Source organism: Quyinboa sediminis (assembly GCF_042219855.1).
Classification (GTDB): Bacteria; Bacteroidota; Bacteroidia; order Bacteroidales; family UBA5342; genus JBHJHP01.
Window position 1 is genome coordinate 93,662 of the sequence record NZ_JBHJHP010000008.1, and the last position, 23,337, is coordinate 116,998.

Below are 23,337 nucleotides of genomic sequence, written 5' to 3' on the forward strand. Positions count from 1 at the left end.
TAATGAGAATATGCTCATAATGGAGCTTTTTGTGTAGACTTTTTTAAAAGTATGTCAAACAATATGTTTTTTAAACCCGTAAAATCCCCTTCATAAGGAATATTCTGGATAAATTTGTTTTAAACACAATTTCAAGGATGCACATTCACTACATTGATGAAGTAATTTCAACGAACCATTACCTGGCACACTTACCCAACAATGATAATCTGCCTGAGGGATTTATGGTGGTAACGGATTTTCAGACGGGAGGCAGAGGTCAGGCCGAAAACAGATGGGAGTCCGAGAGAGGTCTTAATATTTTATGTTCCACCTGGTTCTCATTTGAATTTCTGGAACCTGCAAATCAGTTTTATATTTCCAAAGCTGCAGCAATAGCTTGTAAAGAGTTACTGGGCTTTCTGGGAAAATCAGTGGCGCTGAAATGGCCCAATGATATTTATATTGGCGACAAAAAAGCCGGGGGAATTCTGATTGAGAACAGTATTATCGGGAATTCAATTTCAAATACCATCGTGGGCATTGGATTAAATGTCAACCAGTCAGTGTTCAGTACCGATCTGCCAAATCCTGTGAGTCTGAACATGATTACCGGAGAAATATACAATCTTCAGAATCTGGTAAAGGAATTACAACTGTATCTTATTCATTGGTTTAATATTTTACAGGACCGCCAGTTTGAGTTGATTGATGAAGCGTATACAGAATCGCTCTACCGTAAATCCGGAAAGTGGCTTTTCAAAACAGATGATACCCCTTTTGAAGCGGAGATAAAAGAGGTTCTTCCGACAGGGCAGTTAGTGCTTGCAACAAATGACGGTGACAAAACGTTTTGGTTCAAAGAAGTAGAATTTATAATTGGTTAAACCTTTCCGGAAATTCGCCGGTGAGCATGCATTAAATGAACGAACAGCAAACATACCCTTGCGATCCGATGTGTTGGGTGGAGGCATATAGTGATGAACTTTTCAGGTTTGCATTTGCCCGTGTCGGAGATAGGGAAGAAGCTGAGGATTTAGTGCAGGATACGTTTTTTTCAGCCTTGAAAAATCTGGAAAATTTCCGCAGAGATTGCAGTGAGAAGACCTGGTTGTATAATATACTTAAAAATCGTATTGTTGATTTCTACCGGAGAAAGGCAGCGAAAAGCAGGACTGCTGAAAACAGGGATGATCAGGATATTTATTCAGGCTTCTTTAAACCTGATGGCTTCTGGGATGAAACGAGAATGCCCAAGCCCTGGAGTAAGGATGCTGATCAGGACCTGAGCAATGAGGAATTTCTGAAAATCCTTGCGTTTTGTATGGAGCGGTTGCCCAATTTGTGGTCATCTGTATTTTCTTTAAAAAGTATAGACGATAAAACAACGGATGAAATATGTAAGGATTTGGGAATTACATCGTCTAATCTTTGGGTAATAATTCACAGGGCAAAATTGCAGCTCCGTGGATGTATTGAAAAAAACTGGTTTAATAGTTAGGGCAATGTGGGAATGGATGAACAGAATAATGCTGACCTGCCTGGAAGCAACAAAGCTTACGGTTCAAAAGTCATTTCGTAAGTTGTCTTTCACTGAAAAGTTGCAGTTGAAAATGCACCATACGGTTTGTCATGCCTGTCGTAAATTCGATGCTCAGAATACATTTATTGATCATGCTGTAAGAACATATATTGAATCGACAGAAAAAAATAATGAATTAAAACTTTCCGATCACAGGAAAAAGGTGATCAGTGATGCCATTCATGAAGTATAAAATTACACCTGTTCAGCTACTGTTTTAGCGGTAGTTGTGTGGGCTTCAAATCTCGATCAGACTGCTCTTTATGGCGTAGACCAATACTTCCACAATATTTTTTGATCCGGTCTTGGTCATCAGGCTTGCCCTGTACTTTTCCACGGTCCGGTCTGAAATGCAAAGCCTGTCCGCGATAAGTTTAATTGGCAGACCATCACAGGAAAGTTTCAGTACTTCCTTTTCCCGTTTAGAAAAAACAACATCAGGCTCCGGTTTGTGTTTGATCTCTTTGTCTGTAGTCACGTAACTCAGTTTCTGGATCAGGCTATCGGTTACATCAATGTTTTCATCTTTCAGTACCTTCGATATCGCCTCGATGTGTTTAGGTGTAAACCCTGTACTTATATTAGCTTTTAAGGGAGTTATAAGTCCAATAAATTTCCCTCCCGTTGGATGTCGGTCCGTTTTTGAAAGTGAAAGTAAAGCCTTTTGTACTGAACCGTCCCTCAACTGAATATTAATCTCTCCACTATAGGAATCGAGTACATTATTATTGCAGTCCTGTAATATGTTCTGCAGGTTTTTCAGGCTTTTATTGTCAAATAACAGGTTGATTTTCAGATTAGGAATATCCTTGTCTTCATAACCAAATATCTTCTTAAACGATTCATTTACCTGTGTAATGGCATTGCAATCTGTCAGGAATACAGCGTTTGGCATCATATCAAGAAGGGTTCTTAACTGAGTTCTGCCCACACCTATTAACCTGTCATGTTTCTCCAGCCTGGTCTGTACTGTTTTAACAAGGCTTTTATTGTGGAATGGTTTAATAATGTAATCATCCACACCAAGTTTCAGTCCCAGACTGATATCTTCAGCTGCAGCTCTGCCACTGATAAATATGAAAGGGATATGTTTAGTTAACGAGCTTTCGGAAAGGATATTGAATACCTGGTAGCCATCCATCGGAGACATGCAGATATCACACAATATAAGATCCGGAATTTGTTCGAATGCCTTTTGAATACCCTCGGCACCGTTTTTTGTATATACGCAATGATACCCGTTACTGTTAAGTACAGTTGTCATTAGCATTCCTATGTCCGCATCATCTTCTATTACCAGAATCTTCTTTTTACTACTCATCAGGATAGAATTTTATTAACAATAATGTTAAGGCACTTTTCGCTCCCAGCAAGAATGCTGCGCTAAAAGTACAAATAATTTCATAACATAGCTTAATTAATCTATCGCTCATTGGGAAGAAGAACAAATGTTATTCGTGGATGCAAGTTGCAGGTTTCCGATTGTTCTTACAACAACAATACTGTAGGTCAACAGAAAAACAAAATTAAGACTTTTTAAGAATTAAAACAAAATAGTAACCTGAAAATATCGTTTTCAGGTTGATTGATTTTGATTTGACGGATAAATATGTGTTTATATGATTGAAAATGAGGGAGAAAGATAATTTTTTGGAAATGTAAACAATGTGTTAATTATTCCGAATTCCTTCCGGGCTAAATTTACATACAATTCAGACGTAATTAAGTCATCTATAAGGTTGATTTGTTTGACAGTGTTATATTTGTATTAAATCTAAACAATAGTCCATAATATCCATAAAATCAGGCTTTGAAAGATTTATTGATGACATATCTTAAATCTTTCGGGTATTAAAATTTGATTTATTGTTAATAAATTGTAACTTTGACCACGAGTTAAGGTAAATTAATGTTAAATATTGGTTTTATAGATAAATAATGGGACGATTATTGAAGAGAAAGATAACATGCAGTTTATTTATTCTTAATCTGTTTTTTGTTGGAAGTTTTGGAAATCTGATGGCCGCATCAGAAAATTCAACAGGAGATAATCATTTTGTCACGGTCTGGGATGGTGAAAATGGTTTTGGTCATATGAATATTTATATTGTGACTGCCACTCTGGACAAACTACCGCTTCAGGCAGGAGATGAAATTGCTGTTTTCAGTCATGATGTATGCGTGGGAGCAACGACTCTGACCACGGCGTCAAATAACGATCTTATCAATCTGGTCGCATCACTTGATGACGGAACAGGAAATGGTTTTGTCAATGGAGATTCAATCCTTTTCAGAGTGTGGGATAGCAGCGATCAGGCCGAAAAATTTGTAACCAGGATTAACTATAGGCAGGACGTATCAACCTGGTTAACGGACGGGCATTATGGATTTAATGAGTCATCGTTTGTTGACCTTGTAATTCAGTCCGATTTTTATCAGAATATCGAACTTTCTTCAGGCTGGAACCTGTTTTCTGGATATGTTTTAGATGAAAATCCAGATATGAAACATGTACTGGACAGCCTTATTAATGAAGGTGATTTGATAAAGGTTCAGGATGAATCCGGTAAAACACTTGAAGATCTTGGAGCTTTGGGTGGCTGGAAAAACAATATTGGTAACATGAAGAGTACCGAAGGTTACAAAATTAAAGTATTGAATGACTGCAATCTTGCCTTAAGAGGGTTACCGGTTACCGTACCCGTGGATATCAATCTGCATGAAGGATGGAATATCATATCATTCCCGGTCAATTACCAGGTGGATGCTAAAGATGTATTCCAGTCGCTCATAGATAATGGATCGCTGGAAAAAGTAAAGGATGAACGTGGTAATTCTCTGGAAGACTGGGGTATCTACGGTGGCTGGGTCAATAATATAGGCAATTGCAGGCCCGGAGAAGGTTATGAAGTACATGTCAGTGGCGATGTCACCCTTACAATCTCCACACAGTTTAACAAGTCACAGGAGATTTACAGCTTAAGTGCTGATCCGACATACTTCGCGACAGTCTACGAAGGTAATGGCCTGGATCATATGAATATTAATATTCTGGCGCTTGATGCATCTGAACTGCAGATCAATGACGAAATCGCAGTGTACGATGGTGAATATTGTGTAGGTGCTGTAAAAATCACAGAGGACCATATCTCTAAAAATGCGGCCGTCATTAATGCAGCATCGGCATTTGCTGAGGATCCGGGTTTTGAAGAGGGGGACTATATAACCTATAAAATATACAAGGCCGGTGAGAAAGTGGTCAGGAGTGTAAATCCGATCTATCTGAAAGGCTCTGATAAGTTTGTAAAACTTGAAAGCTCTTTTGTAAAACTAAACATCGTACTTAACGACAAACCGGAAGATTTAGCTTTTGGGGTTAGCGCCTTTCCGAATCCGACAAGCGGCATCTTTACAGTGAACATTAAAGCTGCCCAAAACGAAAATTGTATGGTGGATATATATGATGTTACCGGTAAAATCATCGAACACCGTAATCTTGATTATACGGCGGAATCGTTTGATCTTACAGGAAGACCGCAGGGCGTATATCTGGTAAAGACCACCGTTGGAGATTCGGTTAAGGTCAATAAGATAAATCTTCAGTATTAAAGAATTTTACAGGTAGTTATTATAGAGATTTAGCGTAGTAAAAAGCAGGACCCCGACTATCCGGGTCCTGCTTTTTTTATATACGCTTACCTCCTGCGAATGTTAAATGGCTTGCCGGGAATGAACAAACAAAAGGTTCTGAGCTGTTGTATACATTGGAACGTTTTAAGAAATGGTTATTAATTCCATTACTTTAACCTTGGAAAGTGCATGTACTTGGGTGATATAACCAAATCCCTAAAGTTTTATTGCTGAAAATTTAAATTTGCTTTTCGGTTTAGGTGGATAAATATCCGTATCTTGTCAACAAGTTTTTAACAGGAATTGAGGTAGTCTTGGTAAATCGCTTATGAAAAGGTCTGTTGTAGTAATACTGTTTCTGTTTTGTTTGCTCCTGATTAAAGCTCAGATTTCAGACGTAACACTCAGCATAAAAGATAATACGCTGAGCAATACCACTGATCGTATGAGGCTTAGTCTGGATACGACAAACCTGGGCTGGACGGACACCTGCACTAACAGTGTTACAAATTTTAGTTTCCCCGATTCCGGAAATTACAACGTATATATCTGGGATACAGCTTATGTTGATAGTATAAGGGTGGTGAAATATATACCGCCTCAGGCATCTCCTCCTCTATATACTATTAATTATGATCTTGAACAAACCAACGAAGTTTTAGCTTCTACAGATGCCTATTCCTGGAATGCAGATCTAATTGGTTCTATAGCAGGAACAGGTACCAACGTTGATCTGGCAGTGGGCAATTCAGATAAGAGTTTGTTCTTGTTTACCTTGCCAACGGATACAACAGTCAGGTCAGATACTTTAAAACTTAACATCTCTTCCAGGCCGGACACCCCTGATGTAGTAATTGACTATACGCTTGAAACGCTAACAAGTGCCAGTGGCTTAAGCTGGATATGCAAAACCGGAAATCAACCAATTTCAGATGGTTTTTCAATAACAGATTCTATTCCTTTATACCCGGCTGATAATGATACGGCATTCATATTTCTACCATCACTGGCAAATACACATTTCAGGTCAGATACACAGAAGTTGATTATTCCAAAACGTTTTCCGGCTCCTGTAATGACCGAAGATGATGAAAATGATAATATAACATGGACTGATGTAGCTTCGTTCAATAGCTTTACTTATTACGAGTATTCAAAAGATGGCGGATTCGTTTGGACTGATTGCGATGCAAGGCCTCAGACAATAGGTGCTGTAGATCTTGCCCCGGGACAGGTTTTATTACGGTTAAAAGCAGGATCAAATCAGTTTATTAATTTAGCAGATACATCAACCGTTACATTTACAGCAGTTGGGCCATTAATTCTTTCAGGAGTGGATGTACATATTGACAGTGCAAAGTTAACGGGTACGACAACAGAAATGCAATATTCGGTAATCTTAATTGGAACTACCGATACGATCTGGAATAATTGTATCGATACAGAAACTTCCATTTTGAATGAATTGGATTCAGCCGGCGGTTTTAATGTGTATGTACGACAAGCTGCAGATACTACAAATAAGCAATTGGTAAGGACAATTCCTCTTGCAGCTTCGGCTCCGAATTATACCATTAGTTATGTAAATGAAACAACAGCTGAAATAATTCCTGCAACAACTGAATATGCCTGGCATACAGACTGGAGTGATAAAACGGATGGGCCCGGAACGGTAATTGATTTGTCTTCTGCTGTTGGGAATACCGATACTTTAGTGTTTTTTAGAATTAAAGCGACACAATATACCGTTGCTTCGCAGCAACAGGACCTACTAATCACATCAAGACCTACTATAAATTATACTGTAAATTATAACAGAGAAAAGACAAACGAGATAGTACCATCAGATGTGAATTATTCAGAAATGTCTGATATGTCAGCTCCTAATCCTGGACCTGATGACTCATTGAGCGTAACTCCGGGTACAGATTATTGGCTTCAAATGAGTGCAGATGGCAGTAATTTTTCATCTCAGATTTTTCATTTGGTTGTCAATGCTCGTCCGGCAGCTCCATCATATACAATCAATTACACCGCTGAAACTACAAATGAAATTGTTCCGGATACCGTTGAGTGGGATACGCAAAGCAGTATGGCTTCTGCACAGGTTGGCGGAAATATTGCTTTACCGCTTGATCCTTCAACATCTTATTATTTCAGATATAAAAGTGGCACTACACATTTTAAATCTGATACATCAACTGCATTAACAACACCAACCCGTGCACAAATTAACTATTCCATTGATTTTGGAACTGAAGAAACCAAAGAAAATATTCCGACTGATGTGTGGCATGCTGATAATGCCGCACTGAGTTCGCCTGTTCAGGGAAATAATGTACCGATTAGCGTGACGCCGGGATCAGATGTGTGGTTCCGGAAAGAAAGTGGTGGCGGCTTGTTTGCGTCTGATACCTTTCAGTTAGTTGTCGGTATTCGTCCAACGGCACCAACTTATTCTATAAACTACGCTGCTGAAACTACAAATGAAATTGTTCCGGATACCGTTGAGTGGGATAGTCAAAGTAATATGTCGGGTGCACAGGATGGTGGAAATATTGCTTTGTCACTTGATCCGTCAACATCTTATTATTTCAGATATAAAAGTGGCACTACACATTTTAAATCTGATACATCAACTGCATTAACTACACCAACCCGTGCAAAAATTAACTATTCCATTGATTTTGGAACTGAAGAAACCAAAGAAAATATTCCGACTGATGTGTGGCATGCTGATAATGCCGCACTGAGTTCGCCTGTTCAGGGAAATAATGTACCGATTAGCGTGACGCCGGGATCAGATGTGTGGTTCCGGAAAGAAAGTGGTGGCGGCTTGTTTGCGTCTGATACCTTTCAGTTAGTTGTCGGTATTCGTCCAACGGCACCAACTTATTCTATAAACTACGCTGCTGAAACTACAAATGAAATTGTTCCGGATACCGTTGAGTGGGATAGTCAAAGTAATATGTCGGGTGCACAGGATGGTGGAAATATTGCTTTGTCACTTGATCCGTCAACATCCTACTATTTCAGGTATAAAAGCACCGCTTATCATTTTAAATCTGATACTTCGGATGCCTTAACAACGCCGGCTCGTGCAGTGATAAGTTATAGTATTGATTATGATCAGGAAGAAACCAAAGAAAATATTCCGACGAATGTGTGGTATGCTGATAATGCCGCAATGAGTTCGTCTGTTCAGGGAAATAATGTACCTATAAGTGTGACACCGGGAACAGATTTATGGTTCTGGAAAGAAAATGATGGAAGTCTGTTTGCGTCAGATACAGTTCCGTTTCCAGTACCTGACAGACCAGCAACACCATCTGTTAGTATTGATTATGAGACAGAAACAGTCAGTGCGGTAGTCCCAAATACACAATGGGATGCATCCGGACAAATGACGGATTTAGCCAACGATACATCATTAACACCATATATACCGGAAAATGGTGGTTCTCCGGTCGCGATTAAGGTTGAAATTGATACTACTTCAGGTTCATTCCGCTCTGAGCAACAAACATTAACCCTTAATCCAAGGATTGCAGCTCCTGTTATTACTTCGTACAACGATGTAAGCGAACCCAATACATTCACGTTTGCACCTGTGAACGGTTTTGCAAATCCATCTTATTATGAATACAAATACAACAGTTCTGCATGGATGTCGTGTACAACATTTTCACCAATAATACAGTCTGATTTAGCAATTCAAATTGGTGATTTAAAAGTACGTTTAAAAGCAAGCAGTTCAGCATTAAGGTTTGCCGGAATGGAGTTTGCATCAACCAAGGCTTATTCAAGTACGGTTGCTACCGATCTGAACAGTGTAGGTATTGATATTTCTTCCGGATTAATTACAAACACCTCCACTGCCATGGAATACAGCTTTAATTCCACGGATGGAACGGATGGTAGCTGGAGCTCTGCTGAGAACGGAAATACAGTTGTTAGCTTTGATGCCGCAGGAGGCTATCTGGTTTATATCAGGCAGATTGCATTGCCGGAAAATTACAGGTTGGTTTATTCTGTGGGTGCACAGTTACCTGCTCCTTCTTATGAAGTGGATTATTACACCGAGAGGACAAAAACCGGAATAGCAGCCACCGATGAATACTCCTGGAATGCCGATTTTAGCAGTCCGGTTCAGGGAACCGGAGCAACGGTAGCATTAAATCCAGGTTCGGTTGCTGATACATTGTATATCAGGACTTCAGCCACCTCAACTGCCGTTGCGTCTTCAGTTCAAAGTTTACGAATAAAAGCGCGTCCTGTGGTAACTGATTATACGCTGGATTATGTGAATGAAAAAACCAAACAAACCGTTCCGTCAACGGTTGAATGGGACAATAATGCAGTATTTAGCAGTCCCGCAATTGGCGACGGTAGTAATGTGAGTTTAAGCTCGGGTACAACGTATTATTTCAGAATAAAGGCCACAGATAACAGTTTTAAATCGTTGGTGGATCAGGTTGCTGTTCCGTCAAGGCCAACCATTAATTTCTCCATCGACTACATTAATGAAACAACAAAAGAGCCTGTTCCTGCTGGTGTAATTTATGATGATAATATCAGCTTTGGTTCACCCCAAAACGGTACTGGCATTAAAGTGCCGGTTACGCCAGGCACAAATATGTACTTAAAGCAGGTTGCTGTTGCTGATGTTTCGTTGGCATCTACACCTTTCACTCTTACTGTTCCTGGCAGGCCTTCCTCTGTGAGCTACAGCATAGATTATGTAAATGAAAGAACGAATACAACTGTTCCGGCAACGGTTGAGTGGTCCAATCAACCGGACTTTTCAACTTCAATATCAGGTTCCGGTACGTATGTAAATCTGGATCCTGAGAAAACATATTATTTCAGGAGAAAAGCTACAATTACTACATTTGCGTCTTTAGCAATTAATTTTACTGTTCCGGTCAGACCAGTATTTACGATTGGCATTAATTACCCTCTGGAACGTACAAATGCTGCAGTTCCATCTACGGTTATTTATGACGATAACAGCGGATTTAGTTCATCTCTCCATGGAACCGGTTCGTCCATTGTAGTAACTCCGGGTGTACATTTATGGTTTATGCAGGAGGCACAGCAGTTTACGTCTTATGCATCTGATCCCTATGAATTAATTGTACCTGCCAGACCGATACCGGCAGCTTACACTATTGATTATTTTAATGAAACCACAAATGAATTGATCCCATCGACCGTTCAGTGGTCTCTGTCTGCTGTAATGACAGATCCCAATACCGGAACCGGAAGCGTTATTTCAATTCTTCCTGCCACAAAATATTATTTCAGGGAAAAAGCAACGGCAACAAAATTTCAATCCGAGGTGTCGGCGCCATTGGAAGTCCCGGCAAGAGAGGATATCAGTTTTACGGTTAATTATACCAATGAGCATACTTCTGAACTGGTGACAAATGCTTATTCATGGTCATACAACTCAGACATGTCAGGTGCAACATCCGGATCTGGTACCTACCTTGCACTTTCGCCTGGAGTGGATGTTTATTTCAGGAAAAAAGCACAGGATGGTATAGCGTATAAATCGAATATTTTTCAGTTAAGCGTACCTGACAGACCAGCTTCGGTTTCGTATGAAACGAATTATGTTACAGAAAAAACCAAGTCGATTGTGCCGACTACTGTAGAATGGTCTAACCAGTCTAATATGGCCAGTCCACAGAGTGGAACCGGACAGGAGTTGCCCTTAACGCCAGACACAAATTATTTCTTCAGGGTAAAATCCACAAATGCAAATTTTGTATCTGAAACATCTCCGGAATTACATGTGCCATTACGGCCTTCACTAAATGTAACGATAGATTATGTGCAGGAACAGACCAATCAGATCGTATACAGCAATACCATCTGGTCAAAATCATCCGATTTAAGCAATCCTACTACAGGAACCGGTGCTGTCGTTCCCATTACACCTGGTCAGGATATGTGGTTTATTAAACCTGCTGTTCCTGACGTGTCCTTAAAATCAAATACGGTATATCTTGATGTGAGTGGAAGGCCGGTTTCTCCGACATTCTCTATCGATTATACAAATGAAACTACTACTGCTCCTGTTCCGTCAACGGTAGAGTGGTCTACCCAACCCGATATGACCGGATCAACCACGGGAACAGATGCAAAGATCACTCTTGATCCGTCAACCAGTTACTATTTCAGAACAAAGGCAACCAGCTCAACATTTGCTTCTGCAGTATCTCCTGCCTTAACTGTACCATCCCGTCCGGATCTGAATTTTACAATTGATTATTTTAATGAACGTACCAACGAAGTTGTGGAAACAGATGTATATTGGGCAGATAATGAAAATTTGATAGGTGCTACCCAGGGAACCGGTGCTGTTCTTCCACTTACTCCGGGACAGGATATCTGGTTCAGGAAAAAAGCATCCGTGGACAGATACTCGTCCCAGATTTTTCATCTTATTGTCCCACCACGGCCCGCTGTGCCTTCGGTTCAGGTCAATTATGTGGATGAAACCATTTATAATGTTCCCGGATATTGCCAGTGGGATGTGACAGGACTGTTTACAGATGTGTTCAACAATGCGTCATTGACAGCTTATATTCCTGATTATGGAAATCCGGTTAAAAATATTGTGTTCAAGGTTAAGGCGACCGCCTCGTCCTTTGTGTCCGGAGCACAGGTCTTAACTATTCCGGCACGGAAACAGGCACCAACAATTGTGTTTTATAATGATGCCACCGATCCGAATTCATTTACTTACAGCTTTATATTTGGATATATACAGTACTCAGATTACGAGTACAATATTAATAATACAAGCTGGGAGCCAACAACTAATATCACGCAGGAAGTTCCTTCTGATCTGCAGATTCTTGCAGGTGATTTGTTGTTGAGATTGGCAGCCGATAATGATGAACCAAGATTTGCAGGTGAATCTTATGCATCGACAGTTACGTTTACCGGGACACCTCCTTTGGATTTGAGCACTGTTGATCTGGATCTTATTGCTTCACAAATTACGGGCACCACAAATCAAATGGAGTATAGTCTTAACTCCACCAATGGAACAAACGGAACCTGGACAACCTGTTCAAATGGTAATACAAGTATAAGCTATGATATTTTGGGAGGGTTTAAAGTATACGTCCGACAGACAGATCTCACAGGAAATAAACGGTTGATATATAATGTGGCAGCTCAGGCTGATGCACCTTCCTACAGTATAGATTATATCAATGAAACCCTGAATGATCCTTTGGATTCCGGTGATGAGATGACCTGGAACAGTAATTTGACTGGTTTTGTAAAGGGTGATGGTGTAACAGAACCTACATTGAATATCACTACAAGCGGAACAACGGCATATATCAGAACGGCATTATCTCAGTATGTCGTAGCATCAAAAGTTCAGTCTTTAACAATACCGGCCAGAGAAGTTCTGTCTTATACCATTAATTTTATCAATGAAACAACCAATCAAGCCATTGATTCGGATGTTGAGTGGGCTTTGAATTCAGGGTTTACCAATTACAATGTCGGTGCCGGAACAGTTATTCCGGTTACACCTTCCCAGAATATATGGTTTAAACGCAGGGCACATATTGATCAGTTTGAATCGGCTGTATATGAGATGGTTGTGCCGAACAGAAGAACACCTGTTCCTGCATTTACAATAGATTTTGCGAATAAAACAACGGCAGAAAATATTGCAGATACCATTGTGTACAGTACCATGTCTGACATGAGCAGTGCTGTTCAGGGTACAGGCGCAAAAGTGGCTGTTACTCCGGGAACTTCGTTGTTCTTCAGGACCAAAGCATCAGTTAATAAATTTGCATCTGCTATATTTGAACTGGCAGCTCCATATCCTCCCGCTGCACCTGATCCGGGCATAGACTATGTAAATGAGGCATTGATAAATATTGAGGAAGCCTGTGAGTGGTATATGAACAGTTCTTATGAGCCGATAAGTGAAGGTGAAAATATATCAGCATTTGTTCCTTCGTCTACTGAACCGGCAAACGAGTTGCTGGTCAGGTATAAAGCTACAGATAATTCATTTGCCTCACCAGATAAAACTGTGACTTTGAATCCACGAATTCAGGCACCTGCTATTCTGACCATAGATGATGAAGGTGATTCGTTAACCTGGAGTACAATACCCGGCTATAATGCCCCGGGTTTATATCAATATTCCGTGAATAACGGTAGTACATGGAATCAATGCGACTCATCTACAATATATGTGGGTGATATAATTATTCCTGTAGGAAGTTTCAAACTCAGGTTAAAAGGAAATAATACCGCAGGTAGTGAGCATTTTGCCAGCGATGCGGCTACCAACGATGTTGCATTTACTGCCATTGCATTAATTGGTTTGGATTCGGTTTATATCAATATTGTAAAAGGATTATTAACAGGAACAAGTACTGAAATGGAATACAGTCTCACCTCTACAGATGGTGAGAACGGAGACTGGTTCACAGCATTGAACGACACCACTTTTGTGGATTATCCTATCGATGGCGGTTATAAAGTGTTTGTACGGCAAAAAAATAAAATCCTGAATTTCAGTGAGGTTTTTGATGTTGAAACACCAAGACCGGCTCCTGATTTTTCCGTTGATTTCTATACGGAATATTTGGATCAAGCTGTTGCTGATACCATTCAGATATCCGCTAAATCAGATATGGAAGATGCAATAACAGGTCAGAATAATGCTTACAGAATTATTCCGGTTAAAAAGGATTCTTTTATTTATCTGCGAGTGATGGCCGATTCATTGCGGGTTCCTTCGGAGGTACAGCAACTGTATATTCCAGCCAGACCTGATGCGCCTCAGTTCACCATAAACTTCCCGGATGAAGCAACCAATGAAATTCTTAACGATTCAATAGAATGGGCTGATAACAGTGATATGACTAATGCAAAGGCGGGCGAAGGTACAAGACTGGCTCTCAATCCACAAGATAAGAATGATTCGTTGTATTTCAGATTAGTACCAACAGATACGTCATTTGCATCGGATAAGCTTTTGTTGATTCTTCCGGCAAGACCGGTTACTCCGGATGTTGGAATCAATTATGTCAAAGAAATAATTTACGATGTTCCAACGAACTGCCAGTGGAATATAAGCGGGAACTTTGAACCCGTGGCAGATAGCCTGAGCTTGGTTGATTATATTCCGGCTTCGGATGAGAATGAAGTTGTTACTGATTTTAAAATTCTGTCTACCAGTTCAACATTTGCATCTCTTCCAAATACCGTTACAATAAGGCCAAGGCCGCAAGCTCCTTCGTTTACTACGTATAACGATGTATTTGATACATTCAGCTTTGGTGCATTGACCGGAATAGAAGCGCCTGATGCCTATGAGTACTCCCTGAATAGTGGTGTGACATGGACTGTGGCTGAAGATTTCACCATCAGTGTTGGAAATATTAACCTGGACGCCGGCGTTATCAGGTTAAGGGTTAAGGCTGACAATGAAGCTCAACGGTTCAAAGGTGAGATGGCAGAATCGGAAAATCCGTTTACATATACTGATATTTTATCCTTCGAGGTGGTTAATGTGAACCTGTTGACCAACACCCTTTCCGGAACTTCGCAGATGATGCAGTACAGCATTTTGCCAAAGGGGAGCAACGATACGACGTGGGTAAACTGCAATGATGAGACTACAATATTTGAATACGCACAGAACGGAGATTTCGGAATCCTGATGCGTCAGATCGGCAAAGAGTTTAATCAGGATATGATCCTGTATGTTGATCCGCCGGCTTCCGGACCCACATATCGGATTGATTTTTATAACGAACAGCTGGCTTCACCTGTCAGCAGCAGTGATGAGTATGCTACCCAGTCTGATATGGGAGATGCCGTTGCCGGTGACGATGTTACAGTTCTGCCGCTTGAACCGGATCACACCGATTCAGTACTTTATTTCAGAACGATGGCTACGCAAACCACTTTAGCGTCTCAGATATCTGAACTGGTTATTCCCGCCCGTCCGGATCTGAATATGGGAATTGATTTTGAGGCCGAGGTAAGCTCGCGGATTATTCCGGAGGCTATGATATGGTGGACCGAACCGGATCAATCTGATTCTGTAAGAGGAGACAATACCGTTATTCCGGTTGAGCCGGGTGATAAAATAATGTTCATGCAATATGCTACGGATGCGTCGTTTAAATCATACGTGGATACTTTAGTTGCGCCTGAACGTCCAGAAGCACCTGTATTTACGATCGACTATTATAATGAGTCAACGATGGAAATTGCATCGGATGCAGTGATCTGGTCGCTCGATGCGCAGTTTACGGTTAAGAACAGGGCAGAGAATGATGTCATTCCGCTCGCACCGGGTAAGGATACATGGTTTGCCTATGCAGCCACAGATACAAGCTACAGCAGTCCGTCTTATATGCTTGAAGTCCCGATCCGGCCGGATAAACCGGGCAGACCGGTTATTGATTATGAGAATGAATTATTGACCGGCTTGTCCGCTGAAATGCAGGTTGTGGTGGGAGAAGATGTCTATCAGCTCGATCAGGATTGGTTTAGTCTCACCGGTATTATCCAGGATAATTCCATTGTGACAATCGAAGCCCGTATTGAATCCGATGGCCTGACACATTTTGCTTCAGAATCACAGTTTGTAGTCATTCCTTCGAGGCCGGAGCTTCCGTTTGTAAAACTCGAACACATTGTAAGTGATAAGGGGGCCATTTATGTGAACAGCAGAAAGGCGACAGCATCAGATAATCTTGAATATAAAATTGATTTGGGCGACTGGACGTCGATTGATGTTAACACAACAATTGAAATAGGAGGTAACCGGGAAATTCTCGTTCGTCTGGCAGCTACCAATAACAGCTTCAGGTCTGTGCCGTCAGAAAATCTGAATTTTAAACTGGATGCCCAGCTGATAGACCTGATTGTAATTGACGGTATCCATGACAGCCGTTTAATCATTGGTGGTCTGCAACATTTTCCGGATAATAAAATAAGAATATTTACCCGTTGGGGGAATATGATATATGAAGTTGACAACTATCAGAATGAGTTTGATTTTATAAATTATCCGGCCGGGACTTATTATTACACGGTAAGTTATACGGATGAGGGTGTGAGAAAAGAGTACAGGAACTATGTGGAGGTTATTAAAAAGTAGCGCATGAGAAAGATTCTGATCACCCTGATATTTTTATCTGCCTTTTCCCTGGTAAAAGGACAATATGAGCTGCAGTTTAATCAGCTGATAAAGTCGGTTGAATTTATTAATCCGGGATATAATGCGATACAAAAAAATATTACAAGTACCATTATTTATACCAATCAGTGGAATGGATTCCCGGGATCCCCGACTACTGCTGTGGCTAATATTCATGTTCCACTGAAATCAAAGCATCTTGGTTTTGGCGCTTTATTTACAAATGAGTCGTTGGGCCATCGCGACCTGAGAACAGGGGGGGTGACAGTGGATGCAGATATAAGAATCGGGGCTTCTTCATACCTTACACTTGGAATAATGGGAGGTTATCAGTTAATTGATTACAACCTTGAAAATGCAACAACGGCATACCTTGACCAGATCAGTGATATTTACAATTATAATTCTACCATTGTCGGGACCGGTGTGAACCTGTTTGTACAGCGCCTGCATTTTGGGGCAAGTGGATTCTATCAGATAGCACCTAATGAAACAGGTTCTGAACTTACAAACCAACTCACACTTTATTCAAATGTATCATATTGGTTCAGGCTTGATGATGCCTGGAGGCTAAAGCTGGCCGGCTTATATAAAACAAGAGGAAATTATTCTTCAATTTACGAAGGGGGCGCGTTTTTTCTGTTTAAAGACATTGCATGGTTAGGTCTTTCATACCGGATGAAAAGCGCAGCAATTACGATGCTTGATGTAAAGCTGTCTGACTTTATCAGAATTGGATACAGCTATGCCATGGGAGTAGGGGAACTGGCTAATTTTACCGGCTCTAGCCATGAAATACAATTACATATTACCATTCCCGAACGAAACAGAAAGAGTAATCTTGCAGAAATAAAATGAAGAAATATCTGATTTACATATTACTGATTATTGCAGCTCCGGGGATGCACGCATCAGATACGATTCTGGTTAAGGAAGTCTTTGGCTTACGCCCTGTAAAAGGGGTTAAAGTTACGGATTGTCCCTGGTTGCATACGGATGTCTTTCTGGGTATGACCCTTGATGGCGACTCGCTGTTTTATTCTGCAAAATACCTTCCGGAACTTGACGAATCGGATATGGAAGCCGGAGAAAATGATATGCTCCGGGAAAAATTCAGGGAAAGCAGGCAGGTGCTGGTAACGAATTTCTTAAATGAAAAGAATCATAAAACAATACTGTTAAAAGGCGATGTAAACTCAGCACCGCAAAACGGAGGTTTGGTATTACGGCCAGGTTCAAAGTCGGGACTTATGCCTGAACTGAGCTATTCTCTGAAAAAAAGTCAGCTGTATTATGTCGATCTCAAGGGGAATACCTTGCGCGTTATCCGGCCATGGGAAGGAAACTCTTTTGGTGAGTATGTCTATTCTCCGGGTTACATTCAGGATTACAGGCGCATGGTTTTTGTTGGTGAAGGAAATGGTTATGATCTTTATTTATGGGATTCCAAAACAGGACATGCCAATCCGTTTAAATACAACAGTCCGGCAGATGAGAAATACCCATATGTTTATAACGATTCAATCCTGTTTTTTTCATCCGACAGGATAGAGCCGGGCAATTTTGACCTCTTTTATTATAATTTCCGGACTGATGATCCCCCAAGGTTGTTTTTTCCTAAACAGCTGCAGACAAGAGATAATGAGTTAGCCATCGTTTTTAAGAATGATTCGGTTTCATTGATGGCTGTAGAAAACAAAAAGGGAATAAGTTACAAGAATGTCCATTTCAATCTGGGTGAAGAACCGGTACTGGTTAACGAAATTCCGGATTCTTTGCTGGAACCTCCTGCCAATGATGTCATTAAAATTTACAGAGAGCTTGGGAAACGGGCTAAGGAAATGTTTTTTGTAAACTATGGCGAACGACTGATTGTTGAGAAACCGGAAGATATTTTTACAGACAGCATAAAGCTTAATAAGCTCATCGTCAGGGCTATTCAGAAGGTGATGAACACGGATAACATTGTGGATGTGTCCTTTTTATTGCCGGTTGAGTTTGATGATCCTGAATTCCAGTCTGACAAGTTCAGTCTGGATGAGGCCATGGCAATCGGAGTGAGAAAAATTGCCCAGCTGATGAAAGATATTGATGGATCAAGTTCAATGATTATTGGTTTTGCCGCTGCTCCAGGTGGTCAGGATTTGAATATGATGCGGTCCTATTTTCAGGCGAACACCTTTAAAATGCAGTTGACGGAGTATAATGATGTTCCTGAAGAGAATGTCCATGTCATTGCTGCCGGTGATTACATTCAGTCTGTAAAATCCGATCTCGGTGTGAAAGGAAAGAATAATGTTGGCGTAGTGTATTTATATAAAAATCGTAAAGTCCCTGAATTCCTTGCGGCATATAAACTGCAGGCATCAGAAGACCGCGATATCGTAGCGCAGCGTTTTGGTATATCCACTTCTACTATGACCTATGCCGAATTAATGATTAAGCCGTTTCTCGAGGTCCCGGATGATGTAATATTTCTGCCTGTTAAAGACATTACGATGGTATGGAAGGGCAATGATCTGAAGGAAACCGCAAAGGATTACAATGTATCGCTGAGCCAGCTTTTAAAGGTCAACGGATTAACCGAAGAAATTAACGACCGGCAGCGGATATTGTATATACCATAAGATGTAAATTCTCATATCAGAAACAACAGAAATTGCCGGATATCCTGTCATAAACTGGATACTATTAATTAACTTACCTTCAAGTGACTTACTAATTGGCAACTTACCCTTTGGTAAGATGGTGTAATTTTTTTTTGTTAAAAATTACACAAATGAAGGTCCCTTTACATTTGGAAAATTAGTCGGTGAAGACGATTATACCAACAGGGTAGTTGAGTCTAATAGGTTGATTTCTAATTTTAAATCTTCTATTAACACAATTCTGATTTCTCCAAGAAGATGGGGAAAGTCATCCCTGGTATATAAAGCTGCCGGACAGGTACAGAAGCAGTCTGACGATATCGTTGTTTGCATGATAGATTTGTTTAATATCCGCACGGAAGAGGAGTTTTATAAGCTGTTGGCAACAAAAGTTTTACAGGTGTCAGCCACAAAGCTTGATACAATTCTGGAAAATGCAGGACATTTTCTGGGAAGATTTATTCCAAATTTAAGTTTTAGCCCGGACCCGGGTGCGGATTTGAAATTGTCATTAAACTGGGATGAAGTAAAGAAAGAACCGGATGATATTTTGGATCTGGCTGAAAAAGTTGCGATAAAAATTAAGAAATCAATAGTTATTTGTGTGGATGAGTTTCAAAATATAGCTGCATTCGATGATCCTCTTAGTTTCCAGAAGAAACTCAGGGCTCACTGGCAATTGCATCACAACGTATCATATTGTTTATATGGTAGCAAACGACACATGTTGATGGAAGTGTTTAGTTCTCCTTCTATGCCCTTTTATAAATTTGGAGATATAATTTTTATGGAGAAGATCAAAGAAAAAGAATGGGTGGAATTTATCACTAAAAGGTTTAACGATACAGGGAAAAGCATTAATACCGAAAATGCAGGCGAAATAGCCCGATACTGTGAGAATCATTCTTATTATGTCCAACAGTTAGCACAGCAGGCCTGGTTAAGAACTGATAAACAGTGTGGATCTGAAATTATAAAGGATGCATTTGAAGTTTTGATTCTCCAGCTTAGCATGCTTTTTCAGCAGCTAACAGATGAATTAAGTGTAAAACAGGTTAATTTTTTAAACGCTTTGGTTAATAATGAGGATCAGGTCTCTTCGCAAAAAGTATTAAAGAAATATAATCTGGGCACTTCAGCTAATGTAATCAAAATAAAGAAAGTTCTAAACGACAAGGAAATAATTGATAGTGTTGGAAGAAAAATTGAATTTTTGGATCCATTATACAGAAACTGGCTTAAAAAATATTATTTTAATTAATTGAAAAGTGCAACAGAAAGGCACAGACCATAGCCTGCGCCTTTCCATTCCAACTAATTTTTATCCTAGAGCTTAATTAATTTCTCTGTCACAACCAGATCTTCCGAGCTGATCCTGATTAGATACAATCCTGCTTTCAAAGCGGATACGTCAATTTGTTTTTCTGTACCATCCATTTCGGTTTCAAAGACTGTTTGGCCATTGAGGGAAATGATTTGAATGTTGAATTGTTCTGCTTGTAAAACTTCAATTTGTAATATATCTGACGCAGGATTTGGATAGATCAAAACAAACTCATCAAGAAGCCTTGTTTGCCGGATGCCAACATCCCAGGGCCTTGAGGACTCTAAGGCGCCAATGTCAGGATTGGTATTTACCGGTTTTGGACGAATTGAATCCCTGAAATCACGTAGTGGGGCATAATACCATAGTCCATCAACTTCTACAGAATCAATGCCTGCATCAATACAGGGGCTTCCTGTTCCCAATTCGAAAGTTAATGAATCAAGCAACGGCTCAGTATCTATATTTCCAAATTCACTTTGGTAACCACCTTTAATGCAATTATTCCAGGCCTGGTAAGTACCCTTATTTGTAGCAAATAAAGGTGTGAGATCATTCCAGATGATATTATTTACTAACAGTATTTTAAACGCCTCGTTGTAAATTTCTCTTCCTGCCGGTGCAGTATTATTGACTATAGTGTTGTTGATGACCTTTATTGCTGGTTCAGCGAGATCGGAATATGCACTATTTGTATCAATAAACAGAAAACCTCCACCACGCCGCAATGCCTTGTTTCCTGAAACGATATTATTGTAGATTTCAGCGTTTGGAACCAGTCCATTTTGTGCTTCTGTAAATGGATTAATTAAATAAAACAGTCCTCCCCCGGAAGAATTTGTACCGGTTGTTTCATTATCAATAATTTTGTTGTTTCTAAGAATCAGAATGGCGTTCTTAGGATTTACTGAAGAACAAAAAATACCACCACCTGCTGTTGTGCTGTTTGCAGTAGACATTGCTGAATTATTGATGATGGAATTGTTTTCAATCAAATAGAAATAACCGGTTCCATGAATGCCTATTCCACCTCCCTGACTATATAAGCCAGTATTTGACTTATTTTCTTTTATAAGATTGTTTCTTATAATCAGGTTCCCATAGCTTGAATTACATGCAATTCCGGCACCAAATGTGGAAATGGATCCAACGGTCAATTCGTTATTGGAGATAATGTTGTTTATAATCTTTGCACCGTGTATACTGAAGATACCGCCACCAGCCCTGAAATAAGAACCGTTGGCATAATATCGTATTCCCTTTCCTCCGGTTATTGTAAATCCGTTTAAGACAGAGGTCGTATCCTCATCAGCTAAAAACCTGACAACCGATGCTGTATCAGGGTGTGACGGTTGACTCCCATCAATAATGGTTTTAGATATATGAGATGTATCACCATCTTCAATAAACTGACTAGCCACGGTAATGGCTTTGCCTTTATAATCTATGTTTTCGAAGTAGGTGCCTTCGGCAACCAGAACGGTGTCACCTTCATTCGAGGCATTGATGGCGGCCTGGATGGTGGCAATTTCGGTTGGTACTTTAATTAATGTAGGATCATCGGGACGGGCAAATTCAGATTCTATGGCACCTATATCCGTCCAGCCGTCCACAGTATTTGGCCTTTGTAAATCGAAATAATCGAGATCAGGTGCTGGATACCATGCATTATCCACATTAACCGAGTATGCCCCTTTGCCAATGCAGGGACTTCCTTCCAGCAATTCAAAGGTTTCGGGATTGAGCATTGGGTCAGCATCAATATTCCAAAAATCACTATGATATCCTCCTTTTATATCATTGTAATATGCTTTGTAAGATCCATTATTAGTAGCATATAGCGGCGTGTAATCATTCCAGATAATGTTATTCAATAATAAAACATTCAAACCGCTGTTGTAAATTTCTTTACCTGATGGTGCAGCGTTGTCAGTTATGGTATTGTTAACTATTAATGGCATAGGATTTTTTGAATGGTAGTAATTGTTTTTATTATCTCGCAACCATATTCCACCTCCTTGTTTCCCGGCGCTATTATTTGCAATAATGTTGTTTGTTATTTCTACTTTTGGTAGTAATCCATTTTGTGTAGCTGTAAATTGAAGGAATTCTAGATATATACCACCGCCCCAAGACAAGTTTCCGGTGCTTGTATTTCCTAATATTTTGTTGCCTTTAAAAATTAAGGTACAATTTTTGGGATCACTACTCACATAAAGCAGTCCGGCTCCCGCTGATAAATAATTGTTTGTGCTTGGATCAGTACACTGAGTTTTGTTATTTTTAATGGTATTGTTTTCAACTATAAATTTATTATTGTCTCCAATTAAATTAATACCACCTCCCTGGGCTTGTCCGCCGGTTGTACAAACATTATCCCTGATAATATTATTTCTTATTACAACATCATTTCCTTCAGATTTTGCAACTATTCCACCACCTATGGACAATAAATCATCCGAAATAACTTTATTCCCGTGAATAATGTTATTTTCAATTTTAGCTCCTTGGAATATTACAATTCCACCACCGGCCATAACATAGGTTCCCTGGTTATTATACCTCATTCCTTTTCCCCCGGTAATGGTAAAACCACATAGTACTGAAGTCGTATCCTGATCGGCCATGAGTCTGACTACAGAGGCAGAATCAGGATGGGATGGCTGGCTACCATCAATAATGGTTTTAGAAATATGCGAGGTATCGCCATCCATAATAAAATGGCTGGCTACGGTAATGGCTTTGCCGTTGTAATTGATGTTTTCGTAATAAGTTCCTTCGTCTACAAGGATGGTATCGCCTTCAATGGCGCCATTGATAGCAGCTTGTATTGTAGATGAGTCGGCAGGCACGTTTATCACTGTACCATAAGAAAAGGTGCATAAGAAAATGATGCATGAAAAAATGGTGTAATATCGTTTCATAATTTACAGATTTTAAGTGAGCATAAAAAGCATTTCCCGGG

10 protein-coding genes are annotated in these 23,337 nt (G+C 40.0%); 8 read left to right on the plus strand and 2 right to left on the minus strand.

Features of this window, described 5'->3' with window-relative positions:
- Window positions 1-137: 137 nt before the first annotated feature.
- From ACE1EF_RS17070 to ACE1EF_RS17080, 3 genes are read left to right on the plus strand one after another with little or no spacing between them, the layout of a single operon-like run.
- A complete protein-coding gene (locus tag ACE1EF_RS17070) occupies window positions 138-866 on the plus strand; it encodes a biotin--[acetyl-CoA-carboxylase] ligase (RefSeq protein WP_375721907.1) in 729 nt (242 codons plus the stop codon).
- 35 nt (window positions 867-901) lie between these two features.
- Window positions 902-1,480 (plus strand): sigma-70 family RNA polymerase sigma factor, encoded by a 579-nt coding sequence (locus ACE1EF_RS17075; protein WP_375721908.1) that lies wholly within the window; start codon window positions 902-904, stop codon window positions 1,478-1,480.
- A gap of 16 nt (window positions 1,481-1,496) precedes the next feature.
- The gene (locus ACE1EF_RS17080) at window positions 1,497-1,754 is read left to right on the plus strand and encodes an anti-sigma factor family protein (protein ID WP_375721909.1); all 258 of its coding nucleotides are present in this window, start codon (window positions 1,497-1,499) and stop codon (window positions 1,752-1,754) included.
- Between the two features lie 45 nt (window positions 1,755-1,799).
- Here the strand turns inward: ACE1EF_RS17080 and ACE1EF_RS17085 are convergent, their stop codons facing one another.
- Window positions 1,800-2,882: a response regulator gene (locus ACE1EF_RS17085; protein WP_375721910.1), complete on the minus strand. Its 1,083-nt coding sequence runs from the start codon at window positions 2,880-2,882 to the stop codon at window positions 1,800-1,802.
- 617 nt (window positions 2,883-3,499) lie between these two features.
- Here ACE1EF_RS17085 and ACE1EF_RS17090 point away from each other — a divergent pair.
- From ACE1EF_RS17090 to ACE1EF_RS17110, 5 genes are all read left to right on the plus strand, one after another.
- Window positions 3,500-5,170, plus strand: a complete 1,671-nt coding sequence (locus ACE1EF_RS17090; RefSeq protein ID WP_375721911.1) for a T9SS type A sorting domain-containing protein — start codon at window positions 3,500-3,502, stop codon at window positions 5,168-5,170.
- A 349-nt stretch (window positions 5,171-5,519) separates the two neighbouring features.
- Complete coding sequence (locus ACE1EF_RS17095) at window positions 5,520-16,361, plus strand: T9SS type B sorting domain-containing protein (RefSeq protein ID WP_375721912.1); 10,842 nt, start codon at window positions 5,520-5,522, stop codon at window positions 16,359-16,361.
- 3 nt (window positions 16,362-16,364) lie between these two features.
- Window positions 16,365-17,258, plus strand: a complete 894-nt coding sequence (locus tag ACE1EF_RS17100; RefSeq protein ID WP_375721913.1) for a PorP/SprF family type IX secretion system membrane protein — start codon at window positions 16,365-16,367, stop codon at window positions 17,256-17,258.
- Complete coding sequence (locus tag ACE1EF_RS17105) at window positions 17,255-19,027, plus strand: TolB-like translocation protein (protein WP_375721914.1); 1,773 nt, start codon at window positions 17,255-17,257, stop codon at window positions 19,025-19,027. Before ACE1EF_RS17100 ends, ACE1EF_RS17105 begins: the two co-directional genes overlap by 4 nt.
- 226 nt (window positions 19,028-19,253) lie before the next feature.
- Entirely contained in the window at window positions 19,254-20,309 is a 1,056-nt protein-coding gene (locus ACE1EF_RS17110) for an AAA family ATPase (RefSeq protein ID WP_375721915.1), read from the plus strand.
- Window positions 20,310-20,374: 65 nt separating this feature from the next.
- On the opposite strand, the gene ACE1EF_RS17115 is transcribed toward ACE1EF_RS17110, so the two are convergent.
- Complete coding sequence (locus ACE1EF_RS17115) at window positions 20,375-23,296, minus strand: T9SS type A sorting domain-containing protein (protein WP_375721916.1); 2,922 nt, start codon at window positions 23,294-23,296, stop codon at window positions 20,375-20,377.
- Between the last annotated feature and the right edge of the window lie 41 nt (window positions 23,297-23,337).

Excerpts from the sequence above, each read along its gene's own strand:
- ACE1EF_RS17090 (WP_375721911.1), top strand. The coding sequence starts at position 3,500 with ATGGGACGATTATTGAAGAGAAAGATAACATGCAGTTTATTTATTCTT.
- ACE1EF_RS17100 (WP_375721913.1), top strand. The coding sequence starts at position 16,365 with ATGAGAAAGATTCTGATCACCCTGATATTTTTATCTGCCTTTTCCCTG.
- ACE1EF_RS17070 (WP_375721907.1), top strand. The coding sequence starts at position 138 with ATGCACATTCACTACATTGATGAAGTAATTTCAACGAACCATTACCTG.
- ACE1EF_RS17075 (WP_375721908.1), top strand. The coding sequence starts at position 902 with ATGAACGAACAGCAAACATACCCTTGCGATCCGATGTGTTGGGTGGAG.
- ACE1EF_RS17115 (WP_375721916.1), bottom strand. The coding sequence starts at position 23,296 with ATGAAACGATATTACACCATTTTTTCATGCATCATTTTCTTATGCACC.
- ACE1EF_RS17095 (WP_375721912.1), top strand. The coding sequence starts at position 5,520 with ATGAAAAGGTCTGTTGTAGTAATACTGTTTCTGTTTTGTTTGCTCCTG.
- ACE1EF_RS17085 (WP_375721910.1), bottom strand. The coding sequence starts at position 2,882 with ATGAGTAGTAAAAAGAAGATTCTGGTAATAGAAGATGATGCGGACATA.
- ACE1EF_RS17105 (WP_375721914.1), top strand. The coding sequence starts at position 17,255 with ATGAAGAAATATCTGATTTACATATTACTGATTATTGCAGCTCCGGGG.
- ACE1EF_RS17080 (WP_375721909.1), top strand. The coding sequence starts at position 1,497 with ATGAACAGAATAATGCTGACCTGCCTGGAAGCAACAAAGCTTACGGTT.